The sequence below is a fragment of the Thalassotalea nanhaiensis genome (assembly GCF_031583575.1).
Taxonomy (GTDB): domain Bacteria; phylum Pseudomonadota; class Gammaproteobacteria; order Enterobacterales; family Alteromonadaceae; genus Thalassotalea_A; species Thalassotalea_A nanhaiensis.
The window spans coordinates 3032822-3057668 of record NZ_CP134146.1 but is presented as its reverse complement, the minus strand read 5'-3'; the positions used below and the strand labels follow the sequence as shown (position 1 = coordinate 3057668).

General features: G+C 38.8%; 17 protein-coding genes. 15 read left to right on the top strand and 2 right to left on the bottom strand.

The features are described 5' to 3' along the window. Positions 1-77: 77 nt before the first annotated feature. The 5 genes from RI845_RS13165 (at position 78) to RI845_RS13145 (ending at position 10609) form a co-directional block, all read left to right on the top strand. Complete coding sequence (locus RI845_RS13165; RefSeq protein WP_348386622.1) at positions 78-5162, top strand: response regulator; 5085 nt, start codon at positions 78-80, stop codon at positions 5160-5162. Further along, on the top strand, positions 5163-6212 hold the full coding sequence (locus RI845_RS13160) for an HD-GYP domain-containing protein (RefSeq protein WP_348386621.1): 1050 nt from the start codon (positions 5163-5165) through the stop codon (positions 6210-6212). 220 nt (positions 6213-6432) lie between these two features. Continuing rightward, entirely contained in the window at positions 6433-8355 is a 1923-nt protein-coding gene (gene dnaK / locus RI845_RS13155; RefSeq protein WP_348386620.1) for a molecular chaperone DnaK, read from the top strand. Between the two features lie 108 nt (positions 8356-8463). After that, complete coding sequence (dnaJ, locus tag RI845_RS13150) at positions 8464-9606, top strand: molecular chaperone DnaJ (protein WP_348386619.1); 1143 nt, start codon at positions 8464-8466, stop codon at positions 9604-9606. A gap of 274 nt (positions 9607-9880) precedes the next feature. Continuing rightward, a complete protein-coding gene (locus tag RI845_RS13145; RefSeq protein WP_348386618.1) occupies positions 9881-10609 on the top strand; it encodes a tetratricopeptide repeat protein in 729 nt (242 codons plus the stop codon). 75 nt (positions 10610-10684) lie between these two features. On the opposite strand, the gene RI845_RS13140 is transcribed toward RI845_RS13145, so the two are convergent. Beyond that, positions 10685-11149, bottom strand: coding sequence for an Lrp/AsnC family transcriptional regulator (locus RI845_RS13140; RefSeq protein WP_348386617.1), 465 nt, complete (start codon positions 11147-11149; stop codon positions 10685-10687). Positions 11150-11309: 160 nt separating this feature from the next. Between RI845_RS13140 and RI845_RS13135 the strand changes: the two genes are divergently transcribed. Genes RI845_RS13135 through RI845_RS13125 form a run of 3 tightly spaced genes read left to right on the top strand, consistent with a single transcriptional unit; the run spans position 11310 to position 13367 of the window. Beyond that, positions 11310-11894 (top strand): elongation factor P hydroxylase, encoded by a 585-nt coding sequence (locus RI845_RS13135; protein WP_348386616.1) that lies wholly within the window; start codon positions 11310-11312, stop codon positions 11892-11894. Position 11895: 1 nt separating this feature from the next. Continuing rightward, complete coding sequence (locus RI845_RS13130) at positions 11896-13032, top strand: ATP-NAD kinase family protein (RefSeq protein ID WP_348386615.1); 1137 nt, start codon at positions 11896-11898, stop codon at positions 13030-13032. Between the two features lie 47 nt (positions 13033-13079). Continuing rightward, positions 13080-13367 carry a YfcL family protein gene (locus RI845_RS13125; RefSeq protein ID WP_348386614.1) on the top strand — a complete coding sequence of 96 codons (288 nt, stop codon included), beginning with the start codon at positions 13080-13082 and terminating at the stop codon, positions 13365-13367. A gap of 24 nt (positions 13368-13391) precedes the next feature. Here RI845_RS13125 and mnmC read toward each other — a convergent pair whose 3' ends face one another. After that, on the bottom strand, positions 13392-15425 hold the full coding sequence (mnmC, locus tag RI845_RS13120) for a bifunctional tRNA (5-methylaminomethyl-2-thiouridine)(34)-methyltransferase MnmD/FAD-dependent 5-carboxymethylaminomethyl-2-thiouridine(34) oxidoreductase MnmC (RefSeq protein ID WP_348386613.1): 2034 nt from the start codon (positions 15423-15425) through the stop codon (positions 13392-13394). Between the two features lie 200 nt (positions 15426-15625). Between mnmC and fabB the strand changes: the two genes are divergently transcribed. The 7 genes from fabB to folC all read left to right on the top strand — a co-directional run bounded on the left by fabB (position 15626) and on the right by folC (position 24842). Beyond that, a complete protein-coding gene (fabB, locus tag RI845_RS13115; RefSeq protein WP_348386612.1) occupies positions 15626-16837 on the top strand; it encodes a beta-ketoacyl-ACP synthase I in 1212 nt (403 codons plus the stop codon). A gap of 166 nt (positions 16838-17003) precedes the next feature. Beyond that, a complete protein-coding gene (locus RI845_RS13110) occupies positions 17004-18122 on the top strand; it encodes a 4-phosphoerythronate dehydrogenase (protein ID WP_348386611.1) in 1119 nt (372 codons plus the stop codon). A 56-nt stretch (positions 18123-18178) separates the two neighbouring features. Next, the gene (locus tag RI845_RS13105) at positions 18179-19195 is read left to right on the top strand and encodes an aspartate-semialdehyde dehydrogenase (RefSeq protein ID WP_348386610.1); all 1017 of its coding nucleotides are present in this window, start codon (positions 18179-18181) and stop codon (positions 19193-19195) included. Positions 19196-19383: 188 nt separating this feature from the next. Then, positions 19384-21408: a FimV/HubP family polar landmark protein gene (locus RI845_RS13100; protein ID WP_348386609.1), complete on the top strand. Its 2025-nt coding sequence runs from the start codon at positions 19384-19386 to the stop codon at positions 21406-21408. Positions 21409-21676: 268 nt separating this feature from the next. Further along, on the top strand, positions 21677-22456 hold the full coding sequence (truA, locus tag RI845_RS13095) for a tRNA pseudouridine(38-40) synthase TruA (RefSeq protein ID WP_348386608.1): 780 nt from the start codon (positions 21677-21679) through the stop codon (positions 22454-22456). A 244-nt stretch (positions 22457-22700) separates the two neighbouring features. Further along, on the top strand, positions 22701-23564 hold the full coding sequence (gene accD, locus RI845_RS13090; RefSeq protein ID WP_348386607.1) for an acetyl-CoA carboxylase, carboxyltransferase subunit beta: 864 nt from the start codon (positions 22701-22703) through the stop codon (positions 23562-23564). 15 nt (positions 23565-23579) lie between these two features. After that, entirely contained in the window at positions 23580-24842 is a 1263-nt protein-coding gene (gene folC / locus RI845_RS13085) for a bifunctional tetrahydrofolate synthase/dihydrofolate synthase (protein ID WP_348386606.1), read from the top strand. Positions 24843-24847: the final 5 nt, after the last annotated feature.

The window sequence follows — 24847 nt, the reverse complement described above, 5'->3', positions numbered from 1 at the left end:
CTTCAATTCAAACTAAAAAGTCGCAATTTCTCATTCTCTTTATATACTAGAATAAAAGCTGAAAAAATTAACTATTAATGAATAACTTAAATAAATTAATTGCCCTAATAGCAACAATTATTGCCTTACTCTGTTGCTTTACAACATCAGCAAACGAGTTGTCTCCAGCATTGAAAGCTTGGGCAAAAGCAAACCCTCAAATAGCTATAGGTATTGATTCTGGATTAGCTCCATTAGATTATACTGATGAAGATGGGGTTCCCGTTGGTATTGGCTCAGAGTACCGCAAACAGCTAAATAAAGTTTTGCCTGTTGAATTAATCGTTATCTCTGCTACAACGTTTGCAAATGAGTACAGAGCTGTGCAAGAACACAAACTTGACGCAATACCGCTATGTGCTCGCAGTGACACTCGCAAAGGACAAGTATTATTCACTAAACCAATTCTCAATAGAAAGTCAGTTTTGGTCGTACCAACACTTTCCCACATAACATCAATATCAGATATACAATCAACGACAAAAATTGGCGTGGTTAAAGCATACTCAAATTTCGAGCATGCTAAGGCTCTGGTTGGCGCTGAAAATGTCATACAAGTCACTGATTTAGTTGCAGGTTTAGAACAAATGAATCGTGGGCAATTAGATGGTTTTGTTACCACGTCATTAAACCTAATTTACGCCGAGAGGGAACAAAGCGAGAACCGTTTTCGTTCAATAGCCCTTGATGGTTTCGCCCCATTTGAATTAGGGTTTTGCGTAGATACTGAAAAGCCAGAGTTAGTTGAAATATTAAATTGGGGCATTGAGCAACTGGGGGAAGAGGCCTGGCAACAACTGCAGTTAGATTGGAGTGCTTCCTTTGACCAACGCGAGCCAACAATAGAGATAATAAAAATAAATTATCCTCTTTATTTATCTATTTTGTTGGCACTTATTATTGTTGTTCTTATTATTTTAAAAGGTCGTAAATATGCAGATGAAATAGCAATTAAGTTTGGTACAGAGCGCTTTAAAGCTATCTACATCATGATTATCGTATTAATTGTGATGGTTGTGAGCGTGGCGACAACCGTTTTTTTAAAAGACTATAAGAAAAAGTCGTTGGTAAAAGTCGAAGGGGTCTTAGCATTAAACCAAGAAATAATTAATGATGATTTAAAAGGCTGGTATAGCTCACGAGAGTCACTCGTTAAAGGCATAAGCCGGTTAAAGAAATTTCAAAGGTTAGTGAGAGATCTTAATACTTCAATAAAAAATAAAAATGTTAAAAATGAGCAAATAAATAGAAATGCGTTACATGACTTTTTTGCTGCCAGACCATCAACAACAATCAATTCTCGTGATTTTAATATTATCTCTTTAGATGGTGTTAACTTGTTTAATAATGCAGAACAATTAACCGGAAAAACCAGTGTGTTAATAAAGGAACGTCCGGGCATATTTAATCAGGTGCTTGCAGGCAAAACTAAATTTTTTCCTGCCGTTAGAGATAGAACTTCTGAAAATAATGGTGGAAAATCATCTGAGGCATTACTTTATATCGCCACACCTGTTACGGATGGCACAGGTAATGTAATCGCGGTATTTGCGTTAAATTTCAACCCTAATAAAAGTTTTACCAGTATATTTACTCGCGCTAAATATGGAGAGTCGTTCGATGCTTATGCAATAGATGGTAGCGGGTTTTTAGTTTCAGGTAGTCGATTTACAAACCAATTAGTCAGTTTGGGTAAATTATCCAAAAACCAATCAAGTATTCTTAACGTATCGCTACCAGATATAGAGCAAAACAGCATTGTGCAAAGTACGTTACTTGGGGCTTCCGGACAAGATTTGACTGGTTACATAGATTATCGAGAGCAATATGTTGTCGGTATGTGGCAATGGAATGAAAAGTTTAGTTTGTCTACTGTTGTGGAAATAGATTTTGACGAGTCGCAACAAGAGTATTTGCAATTACGAGATTTATTGATCGGCATACTGGTTGCAACAGCGTTAATTATTATCGCGCTTTCAGCGTTTATGTTTATTATTTCTCGTAGAGCCAATGAAATCAATAACCGCTCAAAAGATGAATTAGAAGCGATTGTAAATGAAAGAACGAAAGCGTTAGCGCGTTCAGAAAGTAAGAACCGCACGGTTTTAAGCTCTGTAGCCGATGGTATTTTTGGCATTGATAAAGACGGCCGATGTGTATTCTTTAATGAATCTGCAAGTCAGTTACTCGGGTACAGTGAAAAAGAAGCTATTGGTCAGCCGCACTTAACATTATTTCATCATACCAATGAAGATGGCAGCAAACATCAGATAAGTGAAAGTCCTATTTTTAATGCTTTGTCGTCGCAACAAGTAGTGCATGTTCCTAATAATTTCTTTTGGCATAAAGATGGCCATAAGGTGTTTGTTGAATATAGTGTCGCGCCAATTACTTCTGCGGGCGATGAACTTGCAGCGGTGATCGCGTTTAAAGATATTAGCGGAAGGTTAAAAGAAAGAGAGCGCTTAGACCGAATATTAGAGTCAGCCCCGATAACTATGCTGGTGGTTAACAAAAATGACATCATCGAACAAGCCAACGCAACCGCTGAAAGAATGCTAGGTTTTGAAGTTGAACAGTTAATAGGTAAACCCTTGGCCACTATTGTCCCAGAACACCGACGGGATGAGCATCATGCTTTTACCAATGAGTACTGGCGAGACCCTATTATTCACCGTAGTGGCATTGATGACGGTACGTTGGATATGCTCACTAAAAGTGGACAAACAATTGAAGTTGAATCTGTATATACGCCTGTCTCTTTACACGGTGAAGATTTAGTAATTATTTCTATTCGTGATACTACTCAAGAGAACATGGCCAAAAAAGCACTGTTTGAAGCTAAAAACTTAGCTGATGATGCCAGCAAAGCCAAGTCAGATTTTTTAGCAAATATGAGCCATGAAATACGCACACCAATGAATGCAATTATTGGTATGTCACATTTAGCGCTTGAATACGACATGGGAAATAAACCGCGCAATTATATTCAGAAAGTCAATAAAGCAGCAGAGTCATTATTAGGCATCATTAACGATATTCTTGATTTTTCAAAAATTGAAGCGGGCAAACTTGAGCTGGAAAATGTCGACTTTCACCTTGAAGATGTCATGCATGATCTCTCAAATATTATTGGCATACAAACTCACGAAAAAGGTTTGGAGTTACTGTTTAACATTTCAACCGATGTGCCTGTTTTTGTAAAAGGTGATCCACTGCGATTAAATCAGATACTTGTTAACCTAGCCAGTAATGCAAGCAAGTTTACTGAGCAGGGCCAAATTGTTATTTCGATTAAGCTCGTCAGCTCTGCAGATAATAGAGTTAAATTACGCTTTGCAGTACAAGATTCCGGTATTGGCATGAGTGAAGAGCAACAGAAAAAGTTGTTTAAATCTTTTTCACAAGCCGATTCATCTACAACACGTAAATATGGCGGTACAGGACTAGGTCTTACTATCTGTAAAAATCTTGTAGAGATAATGGATGGAGATATATGGGTTGAAAGTGAAATCGGTAAAGGTAGTTGTTTCTTTTTTGATATCTATCTTAATTTACCTGAAGGTGAATTAGAGCAAAAATTTAGTAATGAACAAATGCAAATGTTAACCGATAAAAATGTATTGATCGTAGATGATAATGCTATGGCGCTTGATGTATTAAGCAACATTATGCACTCATTTAAATGCAATGTAACAACCGCTAGTAATGGCTTGGAGGCTATCGCGGTTGCGCAAGCTTATGAAGGCGAATTTGACTTTGCCATGATTGATTGGAAAATGCCGGGGATTGATGGCATTGAAACAATTAATAAACTAAAGAATTTAGTCTCAGATAAAACCAAACACTTTATTATGGTTACCGCTCATGGTGAGCAGGAAATAAAACAGCATGTCGATTCTATTGGTGAAAAATCAATAGACAGCTTTTTAGCAAAACCGGTAACCGCATCATCAGTGTTTGATGAAATGATGCGTTTGATGGGGCAATCATATATTGCGACGACACGTAAAATTAAGAAAACTGATGAAATTAGAGAATATCAACAAGCGTTGGCAGGTTGTAAAATATTGCTGGTTGAAGATAATGAGCTTAACCAAGAGTTAGCAATTGAGTTGTTGAAACAGGCTGACATCATTGTAGAGCTTGCGCAAAATGGCGAGCAAGCAGTAGAAATGGTAAATGCTCATCGTTACGACGGAGTGTTAATGGATTTACAGATGCCAATTATGGATGGATATACTGCAACAGGTATTATTCGTCAGGATCATCCTAACTTAGCTATCATTGCCATGACTGCCAATGCCATGGCAGGTGATAAAGAAAAAGTGATTGATGCAGGTATGAATGATCATATTGCTAAACCTATTAACCTAGGAGAAATGTTTTCAACCATGAACCGCTGGTTTAAACCCTCGGGTTTATCTGCCAGTCAAAAACGAGTTGTTGAAGAGTCTATAACTAGTATCAATTACTCAAATAAAGCCGTAAACGATATAGCTTTGGCTAATTTTAGTCATATAAATGTTGAGGCTGGACTTGCGATAAGTGGTGGGAACTCAGAACTTTACGTTCGTTTATTGAAAAAATTTATGAGCAATCAAAGTGATTTTTATATTAACTTTGGTGAAGTTTGGGCTGAAGGGCAACTTAAAGATGCGGTATTAATCGCCCACACATTAAGAGGGGCAGCAGGGAATATTGGCGCCACCACTTTGCAACAGCAAGCAGGGACTTTGGAAACCGCTTGTTCGAATAAAGACGATACTGAAGTTATTAGTACCGAATTTCAGTTATGTAGCCAAAAATTACAAAGTGTGATGTCTGAGCTTATCGAGTTTTTTGAACATAAAAATGTTGAAACACCTTCCGACATAGCTCATTCACCCGTTGAAGAAGTATCCTTGGACAAATTGCAGCCCAAGTTAATTGAGTTACTTTCTATGGTGAACGAGTTTGATACAGATGCAAACGAGTTGGCTGAAAAAATTGCAGATGATCTATTTGATGCAATAATTAAAAAACAGTTTGAAAAAATTATAGCAAGTATTGAAGGTTATGATTTTGACTTGGCGGCTGAGCAATTACGAGATTTTTTAAACACTCACGATATGGAAATTTAAATGAGCGAACAAGCAACAGTGCTAGTAGTAGATGATAACTCCGATAATATTGACGTATTGAATGGAATTTTAAGACCATTTTATAAAGTTAAAGCCGCTTTAAATGGGGAGTTGGCACTAAAGATAGCTAATTCAAAACATAAGCCTGATCTGATCTTGCTCGATGTGATGATGCCAGGCATGGATGGCCATGAGGTTTGTCGTCGTCTAAAAGCGAGCCCGATTACTTCTGATATCCCAGTTATTTTTGTTACCGCTAAATCTGAAATTGAAGACGAACAAATTGGTTTTGCTCTAGGTGCTGTTGATTATATTACCAAGCCAGTTAGTGTGCCAATTGTGCAAGCTCGGGTTAAAACTCAAATTGCGTTATATAATCAGCAACGAGAATTAGAGAACAAAGTTAAGGCAAGAACAAAAGAGCTGGAAAATACTCGAGCTCAAATCATTCGACGTTTAGGTCGTGCTGCTGAATTCAAAGATAATGAAACTGGCATGCATGTTATTAGAATGAGCTATTATTCAAAGTTTTTGGCTGATGAAATTAACGCTAACTGTGATTGGGCAGAGTTGCTTTTTGATGCTGCGCCTATGCATGATATTGGTAAAATAGGTATTGCCGATAACATTTTGCTTAAACCTGACAAATTAGATGAGTCTGAATGGAAAGAAATGCAGCGTCATGTTGATTATGGCGCTGAAATTTTGGGGAATCATGACTCGCCCTTGCTTAGTTTAGCCGTTGAAGTTTGTATATATCATCATGAGAAATTTGATGGCAGTGGCTATCCACACCAACTTAAAGGCAAAGACATTCCTTTAAGTGCACGCATTGTGGCTATTGCAGATGTGTTTGATGCGTTAACGTCTAAGCGCCCTTATAAAGATGCTTGGACGGTTGAAAAAGCTTTTAATTACTTGGATGAACAAGCCGGGAAGCACTTTGATCCTGATTTAATCGAGCCGTTTAAAAATTGTATAGAGCAAATCAAAGAGATTATGACTGAGTACGCAGATGAGCATGAACGTACGACATATGGCAACGAATAGGAGATTAACTCCTCTTTGTTCAATCCAATCGAGTAAATAATATAAAAATAGCCGTTATTTATCTAAGTGAACCACCGTTTTTTCGGCGTTTTAATAAAAAGTTCACTTTTTTTTAATTTTTTTAGTTTTTTTTTAGTTTTTCTATTGAAATATAATTCAGCCCACCCCACTTATTGAATATCAAAGAATTATCTGAAATATTTTAAGTGGAGATCCTCAAATGGGCAAAATTATTGGTATTGACCTTGGGACAACAAACTCATGTGTTGCTGTATTAGATGGCGATAGCGTACGTGTTATTGAAAATGCTGAAGGCGATCGCACGACTCCTTCAATTATCGCATACACTGCTGAAGGCGAAACTTTAGTTGGTCAACCAGCAAAACGTCAATCTGTAACTAACCCGACAAATACTTTATTCGCTATCAAGCGTTTAATTGGTCGTCGTTTTGAAGACAAAGAAGTTCAACGTGACATCTCTATCATGCCATTTGGTATTGTTAAAGCTGACAACGGTGATGCTTGGGTTGAAGCTAAAGGCGAAAAAGTAGCTCCACCACAAATTTCTGCTGAAGTAATCGCAAAAATGAAAAAGACTGCGGAAGACTTCTTAGGTGAAACAGTAACTGAAGCTGTTATCACTGTTCCTGCATACTTTAACGATTCACAACGTCAAGCGACTAAAGATGCTGGTCGTATTGCTGGTCTTGATGTTAAACGTATCATCAACGAACCAACTGCTGCTGCTCTTGCCTACGGCATGGACAAGCAAGAAGGCGATCGCGTAGTTGCTGTATACGACTTAGGTGGTGGTACATTCGATATCTCAATCATCGAAATTGATGAAGTTGAAGGCGAGCACACATTTGAAGTACTTGCGACTAACGGTGACACACACTTAGGTGGTGAAGATTTCGATAACCGTTTAATCAATTACCTAGTAGCTGAGTTCCAAAAAGATCAAGGCATGGATTTAACAACTGATCCACTAGCTATGCAACGCTTAAAAGAAGCTGCTGAAAAAGCTAAGTGTGAGTTATCTTCTGCACAACAAACTGATGTTAACTTACCGTACATCACGGCCGATGCTTCAGGTCCTAAGCACATGAACATCAAAGTAACTCGCGCTAAGTTAGAGTCACTTGTTGAAGATATGGTTAAAGCGACATTAGAGCCATTAAAAATTGCTCTAGCTGATGCTGACTTATCAACGTCTGATATCACTGATGTAATCATGGTTGGTGGTCAAACACGTATGCCTATGGTACAAGAAGCAGTTACTAACTTCTTCGGTAAAGAACCTCGTAAAGATGTTAACCCTGACGAAGCTGTTGCTTCTGGTGCCGCTGTACAAGCTGGTGTTTTATCAGGTGATGTTACTGACGTTCTTCTTCTTGACGTTACTCCTTTATCTCTTGGTATTGAGACAATGGGTGGCGTGATGACTAAGGTTATCGATAAGAACACAACTATCCCAACTAAGCAGTCACAAACATTCTCAACAGCTGAAGATAATCAATCTGCTGTAACTGTACACGTTGTACAAGGTGAGCGTAAGCAAGCATCTTTAAACAAATCTTTAGGGCAATTTAACCTTGAAGGTATTGATGCTGCACCACGTGGTACTCCACAAATCGAAGTTACTTTCGATATCGATGCCGATGGTATCTTGCACGTAACTGCTAAAGATAAAAATACTGGTAAAGAACAAAAAATTACCATTAAAGCATCTTCTGGTTTGTCTGATGATGAAGTAGAGCAAATGGTACGTGATGCTGAAGCTAATGCTGATGCGGATGCTAAGTTTGAAGAATTAGTTACTGCACGTAACCAAGCTGACGGTATGGTTCATGCTACTCGTACTCAAATTACTGAAGCGGGTGATGATTTACCAGCTGAAGATAAAGAGAAAATTGAAGCTGCTTTAACTGAACTTGAAGACGTTATCAAAGGCGACGACAAAGAAGCAATTGATGCCAAATCTCAAGCAGTAATTGAAGCGTCTGCAAAACTTATGGAAATCGCTCAAGCGAAAGCACAAGCTCAAGGCGGCGCAGCTCCTGAAGGTCAAGAGCAACAAGCTCAATCTGCAGACGATGTAGTAGATGCTGAGTTTGAAGAAGTTAAAGACGACAAAAAATAATAGCTAACTAAGCACAGCTTAGATTAGATATTTAATGAAGCGCTGCTATCGAAAAGATTAGTCAGCGCTTTATTGTTTGCAAACGATTATTTTAAAGTAAAGATAACTATGTCAAAACGTGATTATTATGAAGTTCTAGGTGTGTCGAAAGACGCTGGTGAACGTGATATTAAAAAAGCCTATAAACGCTTAGCAATGAAATTCCACCCTGACCGAACTAAAGGTGATAAGGGTAAGGAAGAGCAATTTAAAGAAGTTAAAGAAGCTTACGAAATTTTAAATGATGATCAAAAGCGTGCTGCTTATGATCAATACGGTCATGCAGCTTTCGAACAAGGCGGTCACGGTGGTGGCGGTGGATTCGGCGGTGGCGGTTTTGGTGATGCTTTCGGTGATATCTTTGGTGATATTTTTGGTGGCGGCGGCGGTGGCCGAGGTGGTCAATCTCGAAACCGACGTGGTTCAGACTTACGCTACAACTTAGATATGAGTCTTGAAGAAGCTGTTAAAGGTAAAACTGTAGAGCTTAAAGTACCAACTTATGTAAATTGTGATCCATGTAGCGGTAGCGGTGCTAAAAAAGGTACTTCAGCTAGTACTTGTTCAACTTGTCACGGCCATGGCCAAGTACAAATGCGTCAAGGCTTATTTGCTGTACAACAAACTTGTCCTACATGTTCTGGTCGCGGTAAAGTGATTAAAGAGCCATGTACATCATGTCGTGGACAAGGCCGTGTTGAGAAAACTAAAACATTATCTGCTAAGGTTCCTGCTGGCGTAGATACTGGTGATAGAATTCGTTTATCTGGCGAAGGTGAAGCCGGTGAAATGGGCGCTCCTGCAGGTGACTTATACGTACAAGTTAATGTACGAGATCATGACATATTTGTTCGAGATGAAAATAACTTGTACTGCGAAGTACCAATTAGTTTTACTACTGCAGCACTTGGTGGTGAAATTGAAGTACCAACATTAGACGGTAAAGTTAAACTGAAAATACCTAGCGAAACTCAAACTGGAAAAATGTTCCGTATGCGTGGCAAAGGTGTTAAATCAGTACGAAGTTCAATTACTGGCGATTTAATGTGTAAGGTTGTCATAGAAACACCAGTAAACTTAAAATCTGAACAGAAAGAATTACTAGAGCAGTTACAAGCTAGTATGGGTGAAGGTAAAGCCGCTGCCCATTTTCGTCCAAAAGAACAAGGCTTCTTTGATGGCGTAAAAAACTTCTTTGACGGTTTGAAATAACAGCTTACTAAAACTGTTATTAATAAAGGCTGCATTTGCAGCCTTTTTTATTAATTAATCTATATTAATTTTTTCCTGAACTTGTTTCAGGATCTAAGAATAAAGGTAGATCCTGAAACAAGTTCAGGAAGTTCATAGGAAGCTTGCTTCACCATAACGCTCACGCCAACCAAAATTGAAGGGCTGAACTTTTTCTGCTCGTTTCTAAAAATATATATCATCAGATTAATAATTTAGACTATAATAAAAACATCAATTATTAGGAGTTAACCGAATGTTTTCTAATAAAAAATTCTTACTATTTACCTTATTAATAAGCGTTACTAGCCCTGCATTATCTGGTTATGATGAAGCGTTAGATATGATCAATAGGGGCGACTTTATTGAAGCTACTGAAGAGCTAAAGCCACTTGTTGACTTGGGTTATCCACCGGCGTTGTATCACCAAGCTACCCTTTATGAAAATGGTCAGGGTGTTAAGCGAGATCAGGTTAAAGCATTTGAGCTATATCAACGTGCTGCAAACCGAGGAATTGCTGAAGCTCAGTTTGCCATCGCACAGATGTATCTTGAAGGCCGTGGCTGTACTAAAGACACAACACAAGGTTTTGAATATACTCGTCGAGCTGCAGATAAAGGCTTGGCCGCAGCTCAATTCAACCTGGCGCTGATGTACCAAAAGGGTGAGGTAGTTACGCAAAGTTATCGCAATGCTGCTGTTTGGTATGAAGATGCTGCCATGCAAAACTTTGCTTTGGCACAATTCAACCTGGCGCTACTATACTTTGATGGTTTAGGTGTTAGCAAAGACATAGAAAAGTCTTATATTTGGAATCGCGTTGCCGCGTTTAATGGTTATGAACCTGCAGAACAAAGCATGAATATGGACTCTAAAAAGTTATCTAGAGAACAAATTAAAAGTGCTCGTGAACGTGCCGATGAATTATATTTGAAAATTAGCCCTGACGAAAATGATTACCAGCCGTTTAGCTTTGAGGGTTAAATCGTACGGCTATTAATCTTCAAAGGAGAGAGTAGCTGATATTATTTATTAAGCTACTATTCCCCTTTGGCTTTATTAACTGAAATTAGGTATTTCTGGGCTTCTACTGTGTTCAAAAACTAATGCAGTTTCCACATTTGTTACTTCATCCCGAGATGTAATTGCTTCAAAGACAAATCGTCGTAAATGCTCAGTGTCTTTAACTGACATATGAATATAAAAATCAAATGCACCGCCCATATGAAACATACTGACAATTTCAGGTAAGGGTAGAAGCTCATCGCGTAATAAATTTACAATCTGTTCAGAGTAAGGCTGTAATTGAATCGCTGCCATGGCCTGAATATTACCGCCTATGGTGTTGTAATTTACGTCAATAAAAGACCCTTTGATCACCCCTGAAGATTTTAACCGTTTAACTCGCTCCAAGCAGGTAGAAGGGGCGATACCAATAGATGCGGCAAGATCTTTGTTGGTGGTGTCCGCATCTTTGAATAACAAGGTTAATATTTGCAAGTCGACATCATCAAGCTTCTTCATCGTTGGTTCTCTGTAAATTATTGTTAGTGAAGTTGGTAGTAGCACTCACTATATCGTAAAGTGAATATTAGATCAGGTTAATAATTTTAAAATCACGCAGATTTACGCTGTCAGTTTTTATTGCTAAAATATCGGCAATTATTTGTTACTGCCTATTTCCATGACGCACAACTATCAAGATTTAATTCATATATTCTCTGAACAATTTTCACTGTCTGAAAATACTCGCTTGGTGAAAGGTGATGATGAGCCTATATACCTACCAGCAGATAAAAGCTGTAGTTATCATAGGGTTATTTTTGCCCATGGATTTTATGCCAGTGCATTTCATGAAATATCACATTGGTGTATCGCGGGTAAAGAGCGACGTTTATTAGAAGATTTTGGTTATTGGTATGCTCCTGATGGGCGCGATGCAATACAGCAAAAAGAATTTGAACAGGTAGAAATTAAACCACAAGCAATTGAATGGGCATTTTGTATTGCCAGTGGCTTCAAGTTTAATGTTTCTGCCGACAACTTATCTGGTATCGAAGTCGACAGGTATGGTTTTCAAACTAAAGTCTTTGAGCAAGTTCTAAATTATTTAGAACATGGTTTTCCCAACAGAGCCGGTTTATTTATTAACGCACTTATCGATTTTTACCAACCAGGTTTGATATTAACAGCAGAGATGTTCGAATTTAGTCATCCTCTATATCAAACAAATACAAACACAACCGTCGCAATGGAAAGCATAATTTAATATGACACAATTTAAATTGGGATTTTTAGTAAATCCTATTGCCGGTATTGGCGGCAGTGTTGCGCTCAAGGGCAGTGACGGTGAAGATACAGCTCAAATTGCTCTTGGCTTAGGGGCAACACCAAAGGCTAATTTACGAGCTAAATTGGCACTGGAAGTGCTGCTTCCATATAAAGATAAAATTACCATTTTTACCGCCAATGACGATATGGGCGAAGATATAGCAACAGAGTTGGGCTTTAATGTTGAACGAGTATATCAATACTCGGGCACTCAATCTGTGCCTGAAGATACTGAGCAGTTAGTTAAAGCATTACAGCATAAAGGCGTAGACTTGCTGTTATTTGCTGGTGGTGACGGCACCGCCCGTAATGTGTGCCATCAAGTTGATGGTTATTTTCCTGTGTTAGGAATTCCTGCTGGTTGTAAAATTCACTCGGGCGTATACGCACTAACACCAACAGCAGCCGGTCGGGTTGTTGAGCAAATGATAAATAATGAATTGGTGTCATTTTTTGATGCTGATGTTATGGATATTGATGAAGCAGCGTTTCGAACTGGTGTTGTAAAAGCTCGTCGCTATGGTGAAATGCAAATTCCAAGCGAGTTGCAATATATACAAGCAGTAAAGTCGGGCGGTAAAGAAACGGATGAAATGGTGCTGATGGACATTGCGGCTCATGTCATTGAGCTTATGGATGACGAATTATTTGTGATCGGCTCAGGTTCAACGGTTGCAGCTATTATGGATGAACTTGCTATCGCTAATACTCTATTGGGTGTTGATGTGTTGCAAGAGCAAGAGCTATTGCACAGCGACGTGATTGAAAGTGAGCTATATCAGTATGTAGTGAATTCAGAATCTGTGGTTAAATTGGTTATTACGGTGATTGGTGGTCAGGGCCATATTTTTGGTCGAGGCAATCAACAATTAAGTCCGCGAGTGATCCGCGCTATTGGAAAGGATAATATTATAGTCGTTGCCACCAAAAGTAAACTACAAGCACTTAATAATCGCCCACTTATTGTTGATACAGGTTGCCAACAATTAGATAAAGAATTATCTGGTTTTATACCGGTAGTTACCGGTTTTCATGACCAAGTATTATACCCCGTTGCGAGCCCAGGTTTAGAGTAAACGCAATAACACACAAACACATTCACGATTTAAATTAAAAGTAGAAAATGATAAACACTGAAAACGTAGAAAACCTTGAACAATTATTCTGTTATTTCGATGGCTTAATTGAATTAGATTGTGATGATCAATTGTTTGCTAGTAGTTACCTGCGGGGTTTCTTAGAAGTGGCAGCCGTTGAATTTGGTCACCAACAACAACCATTATCAACAAACCTTTACTCATACGTTGATAAGCAAATACTTGCTGCTCAAGATGAGTTATCTGCTCCTGATCAGGCCATTGTTGTTGAGTTCTGGCGCGCAATTAAACCTATGTTCAGTCGTGCTCAATAAACTTGATAACATTAGAGCGTAAAGTTAGCTCTTTGATTTTATCAGATCACGGATCACAAATCGGTTTGGTGATAAGTTAAAGAGCATTTCTTCATCGACAGGATAGTCTTCGTTGCAAATTTCGGCGGCAAGAATATCAGCAAGTAGGGGGGCTGAGCATAAACCTCTAGCGCCCAAACCAGTTAAAACATAAAGGCCATTTTTTAATGGGGCAACTTGTTGGTAATGCCAGTTTTTGTCTTTACTTAAATGTGCATAGTATTGTTTGTGTAAATCAATTTCAGGCAAACGACCTACAACAGGCAAATGATCAGGGGTACAGCAGCGTAATCTAGCTTTACTTGTAATTACATCTTCATCAGTCCAGTGGCCTATGTCGCCCAAGCAGCGCTCTAACATCTCAATATTATACGTATCATCGATTGAACGAGATGATAAATCAGCATCATCTTTATCAAATGTTGCGCCAATACAATGCACGCTGTTATTTACCGGCGTAAGGTAGCCTTTGTGGCACAGCACGGTTTTTAAATTATTGATTTTTTCGTTGGTTTTCATTTGGCTAACCTGACCGCGTACTATCGATAACGGTAGGTCGTTTAAGGCATCAATTTGCAAACTGTCTGCTCCGGTACATAAGATCAGATTTTGCACTTGTTTTTGCTCTTGCTTTTGCCCTTTTTGAGTTGTAATAAGCCAACGATCATTTTCTAACGCTTTAATTGCAACAAGTGTCCGCTTGGTTTTCACTTTTACTTTACCAGTATCTATTGCTGCTTGGGTTATCGCATTAACAACCTCAGGCGGGCAAACCCAACCGGCTCTTGGCATATATAGCCCTGGATGATTTACCCCAACACCACTTATATCATTTACTTGCTGTGCAGTTATCGCTTGGATTAAGTTTTCTGGCCACACCTGGTTTTTAGCAAATACAGCCTGTCTTTTTACCAGTGCCTCTTTATATGACACTTCTATAAGACCATTAAAGCCGTGGCTGAATTTGTAGCCTTGCGCTAATAAGTCTTGATAAAGCGTTAATGAGCGCTCGAATCCGAGCTGATAAAAATTGCTTATCGTATCTTTATTTTGATGTAGCAATGGATAAATAGCGCCAATAGCATTGCTTGAGGCACCTTGAGCAAGGTTTTCGTCCTTGCATAGCAAGGTTACTTGAATGCCTTTTTTTGCCAAGGCTAGTGCAACGCAAGCACTGGCTAAGCCTCCACCAATAATTGTGGCATGTTTTGAACTTTCAACTTTTTCACGTACTTTAAAGCCGGTTAATGGTTTGCCTTTTCTCAAGCCTTTAAATGTTGCAGTTAAAGATTGCGACTTTTCAGCTAGGCGTTCATTGTTTTGAATGTCAGCTTTATCATGGGCGAGCTTACTCACTTTAAATCCCACTTCTTCCAAGCCGCGCCTGACAATTCCGGCAACGGTGAACGTTGCTAGAGTCGCATTTTTTTTGGCGATCCTGGCGAGTTGTAAAAATAGCCCCTTGTTCCACATTTCAGGATTTTTAACAGGTGAAAAACCATCAAGATAGAAACAGTCGACTAACCCTTGGCCTGGTATGTTTAAACTGGCTAATGCTTTGGTTGAATCAGAAAACAAAATAGTTAAGCTAACATCAATATCTGCAAATGATACGGTTAGTTGCTCCTCTTGCAAATCGTAGTGACTGAGTAATTCACTGCTGTATTTTGCATACTCTGGCCATAAAGCTAAGGCAGTTGCGAGGTCATTTTTAGTTAATGGAAATTTCTCTGTACTGATAAAGTGCAGGGTCAAAGCAGAGTTGCTTTGTTGTTTAAATTTAACGAAGCGATCTAACGTAAGTAAAAAGTTTAGGCCAGTACCAAAGCCGGTCTCAACAATAACGAATGAATCTTCACTGTGATCTTGCCAAACATGTGGGATATTATTTGCTTCAACGAACACTTGTACACTTTGTGAACAACCCTGGTTGCTATCAAAGTAAATATCGTCAAACTCTGCAGAAAATGGGGTTCCATCATCATTAAAACTCACTTTTGCCGTTTTTATTTGTACCACGAAGCAGAAACCTTGTTATTAAATATGAACAAAAAATAGTGCATTAAACTGTTAATTTTGTTAAATTTTAACCCTTAGTCGAGCGATTATCTACTAAAGTCTAAGGTAAATCAGCGTACAACTGTACACTGGACAGACCAGATCGACAATTTTTCGTAGTATGATACGCACAATTAAATCAATTAACGATGGTTAAATATATGAAACGTGTAGTTATTACAGGTCTTGGTATTGTGTCTAGTATAGGTAACAATGCAAACGAAGTACTAGAATCTTTACAAAATGGCCGCTCAGGCATCAGCCGTGCAGAAAGTTTTGATGAAAATGGCTTAAAAAGCCAAGTTTGGGGACAACCTAACATTATTCCTAGTGAGCATATAGATCGTAAAGTTATGCGCTTTATGGGTGATGCTGCAGGTTATGCTTATATTGCTATGCAAGAAGCAATTGATGATGCAAAACTAACTGATGAGCAAGTATCAAATGTTCGCACTGGTTTAGTTGCCGGTTCAGGTGGCGCTTCTTCAATGAACGTAATTAATTCATCAGATACGCTTCGCGCAAAAGGCATTCGTCGTGTAGGCCCATATGCGGTACCTAAAACAATGTCGAGTACATGTTCAGCCTGTTTAGCAACACCATATAAAATTTTAGGTGTTAACTATTCTATTAGTTCTGCTTGTGCTACATCAGCTCATTGTATTGGTCATGCTGCAGAGTTAATCCAACTAGGCAAGCAAGATGTTGTATTTGCTGGTGGTGGTGAAGAAGTTGATTACTCATTAGCTATGATGTTTGATGGTATGGGCGCGTTATCTACTAAATATAATGATACGCCAGAACTAGCTTCTCGTACCTATGATGCAAACCGCGATGGTTTTGTTATCTCTGGTGGCGGCGGAATGGTTGTTGTTGAAGAGTTAGAACATGCTCTTGCTCGCGGTGCACACATTTATGCAGAAATCGTAGGTTACGGTGCAACATCTGACGGTTACGATATGGTAGCTCCAAGTGGTGAAGGTGCAGTACGTTGTATGCAACAAGCTATGCACGGTGTTGAAGACAAAGTTGATTACTTAAACACGCACGGTACATCGACTCCTGTGGGTGATGTTAAAGAGCTTGGCGCAATCCAAGAAGTGTTTGGTCATGACTCTCCAATGATCTCTGCAACTAAAGCGATGACTGGTCACGCATTAGGTGCTGCAGGTGTTCATGAAGCTATCTATACAATGCTAATGATGGAAAACAACTTTGTTGCTCCTTCAATTAACGTTGATGAGTTAGATGAAAAAGCTGAAGGCTTAAACATTATTACTGAAAAGCTTGATACTGAAATTAACCTGGCTATGTCAAACAGCTTCGGTTTTGGTGGTACTAACGCGACACTAGTAATGAAGAAATATAAATAAACACTAATTGTTTATTTTAAAGGGCTGGGTATATCCCGGCCCTTTTTGGTTGTTGGTCCGAATTTATTCGGACGTAATCCCCGAAGGGCTAATTTATTCGGACGTAATCTCCGAAGGGCTAATTCATTCGGACCTAATTGCTATGACTAGTATTGAGTAAATAAAATTGAAAATTTTTTACGATGAAAACATTCCTTATGCCAAGGAGTTCTTCCATGACTTTGGCGAGCTTGTGCCGTTTGCAGGTAGAGAGCTAAGTGCGGAGCAAGTTAAAGATGCAGATGTTTTATTAGTACGCTCCATTACTAAGGTCAATGAACAATTATTGCATTTAAATACCAAGTTAACGTTTGTTGGCACAGCGACAATTGGCTTTGATCATATTGACCAAAGTTATTTAAAGCAAAGAAATGTTGTTTTTACCAATGCACCTGGTTGTAATGCCATATCAGTAGCAGAATATGTTTTAAGTGCGCTGATGGTGTTGGTAGAGCGGTTAGGATTTGATTTAAAAACAAAAACGATAGGTATTGTGGGAGCAGGCAATACAGGAACGCGTTTATCTGAAAAGTTAGATGCGTTGGGTATTAACTATTTATTATGTGATCCCTTGTTAGAAAAGTCTGGTGATGCTCGAACATTTAGTTCATTAAACGAGATAGTTAACTGTGACATTATTTCATTGCATGTACCGATCACTAAAGAGTGTGAACACAGTACTTATCACATGTTTAATCAAGCTGTGCTCACAGAACTCTCATCACAGCAAATATTAATCAATGCGTGTCGCGGCGAAGTCATTGATAATCAAGCACTATTACAATTAAAGCAGAATAATCGAGGACCACATCTTGTGTTGGATGTATGGGAAAATGAACCTAAGATTCTAACGGAGTTGATCGCCTTTTGTGAGTTAACCACGGCACACATTGCTGGTTATAGCTTAGAAGGAAAAGCTCGTGGCACCGAGATGCTTTATCAGGCATTATCTAAACTTGCTAATAAGCCCATTGAAAAACAGTTAGAGCAGTTTTTACCTAAAGCCGAATTTGAGTATGAAAAGCAGCATCCCAATAACGAGCTAATTACAGTAAAACAGAGAGTTTTTGATGTTTATGATGTAAGGCGAGATGATAAAATCTTCCGAGAACAGCTAAATATTAAATCTTTTGACTATTTACGTAAAAATTACCCTGTTAGAAGAGAGTTTAGTGCGTTAGAATTATCGGCCCAGCACAGCTGGCCACAGACATTAAAAAACCTTGGCTTTAAGGTTAAAGTTTAGAGCATTAAGTAGTAGCAGAAATTAAATTAATCCAGTGAATTAAGTAGAGAAAGAAAATGGCACAAAAATTTGATGTAGTTGTATTAGGTGCAACGGGCCTAGTGGGTAAGCACATGATGGAAATTCTTGAAGAACGAAAATTTCCGGTTAATACCCTTTATCCATTAGCAAGTAGCCGTAGTGCTGGTGAATTTATTGAATTTAATGGCCAAAGTGTTGAAGTTCTTGATGCCGACACGTTTGATTTCAGCCAAGCTCAAATTGGCTTTTTCTCTGCCGGTGGCAGTACGTCAGCAAAATTTGCGCCTATTGCTGCCGATGCTGGTTGTATTGTTATTGATAATACGTCTGAATATCGTTATGACCCTGAAATTCCACTTGTGGTTCCAGAAGTTAATCCACAAGCGTTAGCTGATTACCGTAATCGCAATATTATTGCTAATCCGAACTGTTCAACAATTCAAATGATGGTCGCTCTTAAACCTATTTACGATGCAGTTGGTATTGAACGTATTAATGTAAGTACTTACCAATCTGTTTCAGGTGCAGGTAAAGAAGCTATTGAAGAATTAGCAAAGCAATGTGCTGATTTATTATCTGGCAAACCAGTGAAAGTTGAAGCTTTCTCTCGCCAAATAGCGTTTAACTCTATTCCTCAAATTGATTCTTTTGAAGATAATGGTTACACCCGAGAAGAAATGAAAATGGTTTGGGAAACAAAGAAAATACTTGGCGATGAAAGTATTCTGGTTAACCCTACAGCTGTTCGAGTACCATCGTTTTATGGGCATGGTGAAGCCTTGCACATTGAAACAACACAACAAACGTCTGCAGAAGAAGTAAAAGAGTTACTTGCTCAAGCGCCTGGTGTTGTACTTGCTGCTAAAGATGAAGACTTCCCAACTCAAGTGAGTGATGCCAGCGGTCAAGATGATGTGTTTATTGGCCGTGTACGTGAAGATATCTCTCATCCAAACGGTATTAACATGTGGATTGTTGCCGATAACGTGCGTAAAGGCGCGGCAACGAACAGTATTCAAATTGCAGAACTGTTAGTTAAAGATTATTTATAAACACGCTTAACGTTTACTCGTAAAATTCAGCGTCAAATAAACCAGAAATTGGCTCGGAAAATATTAATAGGATCCGCGTTATTTCTGGTTTATAGTATCTAATAGCTAAAAATATAAGCAAAAGAGATTCTAGACCCTCTTTGCTAACATAAATAAAAAAATTGCCTCAGAATAGGACGGATCTTTTCATGGCTGACAATAACAATAAGTCGTTATTTAAAACGATAACACAATCAATTTGTGCTGCTTTCATTCTAGTTTCACCTTTGCATGCTTTTGCACAAGATGAACTAGTACCGGTGAGTGACACAAGTCAAAATGTTAACACATCAACTGCCAGCTCAGCGCTTACGGATTCAGAAAATACCAGCGCTTCAAGTCAAAATTTTGATGAAGATAATAAAGCCTCATATGGACCTATTCTAACAACCGATACCTTGTGGAAAATAGCAGTTGCTCATCGTCCAGATACTACCGTGTCGAATTATCAAGTGATGATGGCATTGTTTAATACCAACCCAAATGCCTTTTTAAGAAACGATATTAATACCATGGTTGCAGGGCAATTTCTGCGAATTCCAACTCTTGAAGAAATCCGTCAAGTTGCACCTTACCCATACGGTAATGCTCAACAAGCAGAAACAGCTGAAACTGTTGATGTTGCCAAGAGTGAATTAGAAACAACAGCAACCGCAGACTCTACAGAGGCGGTTGAATCATCTGAAAACATTACCGTTGCAGCTGTTGCTGATACCGAAGAAACAGTTGTCGTTGAGGCTCTTGTAGAGCAAAGCGCCGCTTCCGATGTTAAAGAGTTAACCACTCAAACTGATGCTGCAACAGTAGAAGTCATTGAAGAAGAAGCTGTTGTCACTCTAAAAGCAGAAAATAGTGAACTTAAAGAAAGTTTGAATGCTGTTGATGACCAGCTGTCCTATTTGCAATATGAGGTTGCAAAAGCAACTGAGATGCAAGCGCAAATGGATGACAAGCTGGCCGAGCAAAATGCATTGCTTAAAGAAGCAAAAATGCGTGAACAGAAACTATTGGCCCAGCAGCGTAAACTTACTGAGCAGCAGCAAGGGTTTTTTAATAACCCAATGACGTATTGGTCTATTAATGGTTTATTAGCAATATTAGTTATTATTTTGTTTGTGTTAGTGTCTCGTCGTAAAAAGATGGAACAGACGACAAGTAATATTGCTGTAGACCCAACAGCTGAAAACACTAATGAAGTTGAAATAAAAGAACAGCCAACGATTTCAATTGAAGAAAGTGTAAAAGAGCCAATTAATGAACAGGCCCAAGCCCCAGTTGTTGTAGCTGAAAAGTCTGAACAAGTATCTGAAATAGAGCAAACCGAGAAAGTTACGGCTACAGAAAGTACTCCAACTCCTTCAGAAAATGAACATGTTGTTACTGCTTTTACTTCAATGGATCTTACGCCTGAAAAGCAAGAACTTGAAATCCTGGACGATAAAGAGTTGCTCGCTAAGCTAGTACCAGGTGGCGTGCAAGATAATCGCAATGAAGATAATGTAAAAATTCAAGCTACCGAAGATGATTTAGATATTGAACAAATTATTGACGACATGCTTGAGGAAGAATCAAAGCCAGCAAAACTTCGCTCAGCCAGAGCGCCGCTAGATGAGCTTGTTACTCCTGTTGAATCTAATGACGAAAGCTTAACAATAAATAGCGCTGAAGAGCATGAAACAAACAGCTCTGAAGTACATGAAATTAACGATTTTGATGACGTAGAGTTCGATAAATTACTCGCAGAAATATCTGCTGAATCTGAGCATATAAAGCCGCCAAGCAATGTTACCCAATTACGTAGAACCACAGAGGTAAAAGCTCGAGTAGAGCCCGAGGCACTGGACACTGCTACAGAAGAAAAGCTAGAAAAAGACTTTATTGCTGTTGATACCTTGCTTGAAGAGTCGGCATTAGCAGAAGAGTTAGATGAAAGTGTTTTTGACCAACATAAAATTGACGTAGGTTTAGATGAGTTTCCGGAATTCACGTCACAGGTAAGTCATGTAAACGTGGATGATGATAAGCATGGTGTTAATGCTAAATTAGATTTAGCCCAAGTTTATATAGAAATTGGAGACTTGGATAATGCTGCCGTCATTTTGAAAAGTGTGATGAAACTTGGCAACTCCGGTCAGCAACAGCAAGCACAAGATCTTTTGTATTCTATAAAATAGCATGCGAGCACTCTAGCATTTCAGATGTGAGCCGACTTCAAAGCCATTCATGGCTGGTCGGCATTCCCTCATCCCTGATGTAACATACCGGCAATTGCCGGTATTCTCATTTATGGGACTATCAAATGCTCAATATAGCTGAATAGCAATGTTGTGAAACATCGAGTGCAGTTCTCTTTCTTAGATATTAGCATTGCCATGCAAAATAGATGATAATAGCGAAAATTTTTAGTTAGCTTATTTCGTTGAGTTAGAAGGTTAGTAATAGATGCGAATTGCATTAGGCATTGAATACGATGGTAGTAATTATTGCGGCTGGCAGCGCCAGAGCCATGTTGCGAGTGTTCAAGAAAAGTTAGAAAAAGCAATCTCAGTTGTGGTAAACCAACCAACTGAGATCGTTTGTGCTGGTCGTACAGATACAGGCGTACATGGAACAGGGCAGGTGATACATTTTGATTCTCCTGTCGATAGAGGTGATCGCGCCTGGACATTAGGGGTAAATACTAATTTACCAAAAGATATATCGGTAAAGTGGAGTCAGACGGTTACTGAAGACTTTCATGCCCGTTTTAGTGCTACAGCAAGACGGTATAAGTACATAATCTATAATGGCACAAAGCGACCCGCTATTTTTCATAAAGGCTTGAGCCATTGCCATGATCATTTAGACGCTACATTGATGCATGAAGCTGCCCAACACTTAGTTGGCAAGCATGACTTCACTTCGTATCGTACTGTGCATTGTCAATCTCATTCACCGATAAGGACCATTATTCATTGTAATGTGTTTCGCCAGGGCGAATATGTCGTTATTGATATTAAAGCAAATGCATTTTTGCATCACATGGTCAGAAATATTGCAGGCAGTTTAATGCGTGTAGGCCGTAAAATTGAAACGGTTCAATGGATTGATGAAGTATTGGCACACAAAAATAGATGCAAAGCCGGAATGACAGCACCATCAGGTGGCTTGTATTTTATTGAAGTTGATTACCCGGAACACTTTAATATTCCACAGACTGAAAATGGCCCGCTATTTTTGTAAATTATTCGACTATCGCTTAAAAAGTAGGCAAAAGTGTTGATTTTAAGGTAAAATACGACACAACAGACCAGTTTTTACTATAAATTGATAGGCGATTTATGGTTAAATTGGCGCTAATTTATTTTATAAGTTTATTGATCTGATAATTTCATGTTTGATAAGCAAAAAAGTTAATATTTCAGTGGCTAAATGATTACGTTTACGCGGCTGAAAATAATTACCAATACAAAGGTATACTCAAATTATGAGCTGGATTGAAAAAATTCTACCAAAACCGAAAACATCGTCTTCAAGTAAGCGTAATATTCCTGAAGGTGTTTGGAGTAAATGTAACTCTTGTGGTGCTGTGTTATACACGGCTGAACTTGAACGCCAATTAGGTGTTTGTCCTAAGTGTGACCATCATATGCGTCTTACTGCACGTAAGCGTCTAGAGTCATTTTTAGATCAGGGCGAAAAAACTGAATTAGGTAAAGAATTAGAGCCGCAAGATAAGCTTAAATTCAAAGATTCAAAACGTTATAAAGACCGTATCGTTGCTGCACAAAAAGCAACAGGTGAAAAAGACGCTTTGGTAGCACTTCGCGGTGAACTTGCCGGTATGCCAATCGTTGCTGTAGCGTTTGAGTTTTCTTTCTTAGGTGGTTCAATGGCATCGGTTGTAGGTGCTAGATTTGTTAAAGCCGCAGAAGAGTGTTTAAAGCATGATTTACCACTTGTATGTTTTTCTGCCAGTGGTGGTGCACGTATGCAAGAAGCGCTTATTTCTTTAATGCAAATGGCTAAAACCAGTGCAGCATTAGCGAAAATGAGTGAGAAAGGCTTACCGTTCGTTTCTGTATTAACAGACCCTACAATGGGCGGTGTATCCGCCAGTTTAGCAATGCTTGGTGATATCAATGTTGGTGAGCCAAAAGCATTAATTGGTTTTGCTGGACCACGAGTTATTGAACAAACCGTTCGTGAAAAATTACCTGAAGGTTTCCAACGTTCTGAGTTTTTACTGGATCATGGTGCTATAGATATGATTGTTGACCGCCGCGAAATGCGTTCAACTCTTGCTCGTATGATCGCCAAATTTATGGGTCACCCAGAACCAACCATTTAATTTATAAGATTTTTTATGAATCAACAAAACAGCCACTTGAAGCTAGCCAGCCTAGATGAGTGGCTTTTTTATTTAGAGTCTATTCATCCAACCGAAATTGATATGGGCTTAACTCGTATCAGAGAAGTTGTTCAACGCTTAGATATTTCTTTAAACGCATCAAAGGTTATTACTGTTGCAGGTACTAACGGCAAAGGTACCACTTGTGCGTTTATTGAAAATGCCCTGCAAAGTGAAGGGCACAGTGTCGCGGTATACAGCTCTCCTCATATTGAAAAATTCAATGAACGTTTACGTATTAATAAAGAATTAGTTGATGACAAGCGTTTAATTGCAGCCTTCAGCCGTATTGAGCAAACGCGCCAAGAAATATCGCTAACCTATTATGAATATACCACTCTAGCAGCGCTTCTAGTTGCTGAGAAAGTGAAGCCCGACTACCTAATTTTAGAAGTAGGTTTAGGTGGTCGACTGGATGCCACTAATATTATTGATGCCGACGTTGCTGTAATTACCAGTATCGATATTGATCATCAAGCATTTTTAGGCAACACCCGAGAAGCTATTGGCTATGAAAAAGCCGGTATTGCCAGAGCGAACACGCCACTTATCATTGGCGATCTAGATATTCCTCAGAGTGTTCTTAATTACAGTGTCGATTTAGGCTGTATAACAAAAATACGAAATAAAGACTTTCATCTGTCCAGCAAAGGTTTAGCCAGTGCATGGTCTTGGCAAGCGGATGATGCTCTGCTCACAAATCTACCCGCACCGTTTATCCCACGTGATAATGTGGCAACAGCGTTAATGGTTTTGAATGTATTAGGTATAACATTGAGCGAAGAAAAAGTTGCTCACTGGATTGATAAAACAAAACTTGAAGGTAGAACCGAAATTGTAAAATCAGAGCCTTTAGTTGTGTTAGATGTTGGTCATAATCCACACGCAGCACGATATTTGAATAAGTTTGTGAAAGCAAACCGTAATGGCAAAGTGCATGCTATTACGGCCATGCTAGACGATAAAGACATTCAGGGGACCTTGGCTGAAATGTTTGATTGTGTCGATTTTTGGTACGTGTCTAGTTTATCAATACCACGAGGTGCTAAGCAGCAAAAATTGAGTCAAATCCTTAAAGATGCCAATATTGACTGTAATAGCTTTGACAATGTTGTTGATGCCTATAGAATAGCTTTAGCTAATGCGAATAATAATGACATGATTCTCATTTTTGGCTCGTTTTTTACGGTAGCCAAAATTAAAAAATCAGAATTTTAAATAAG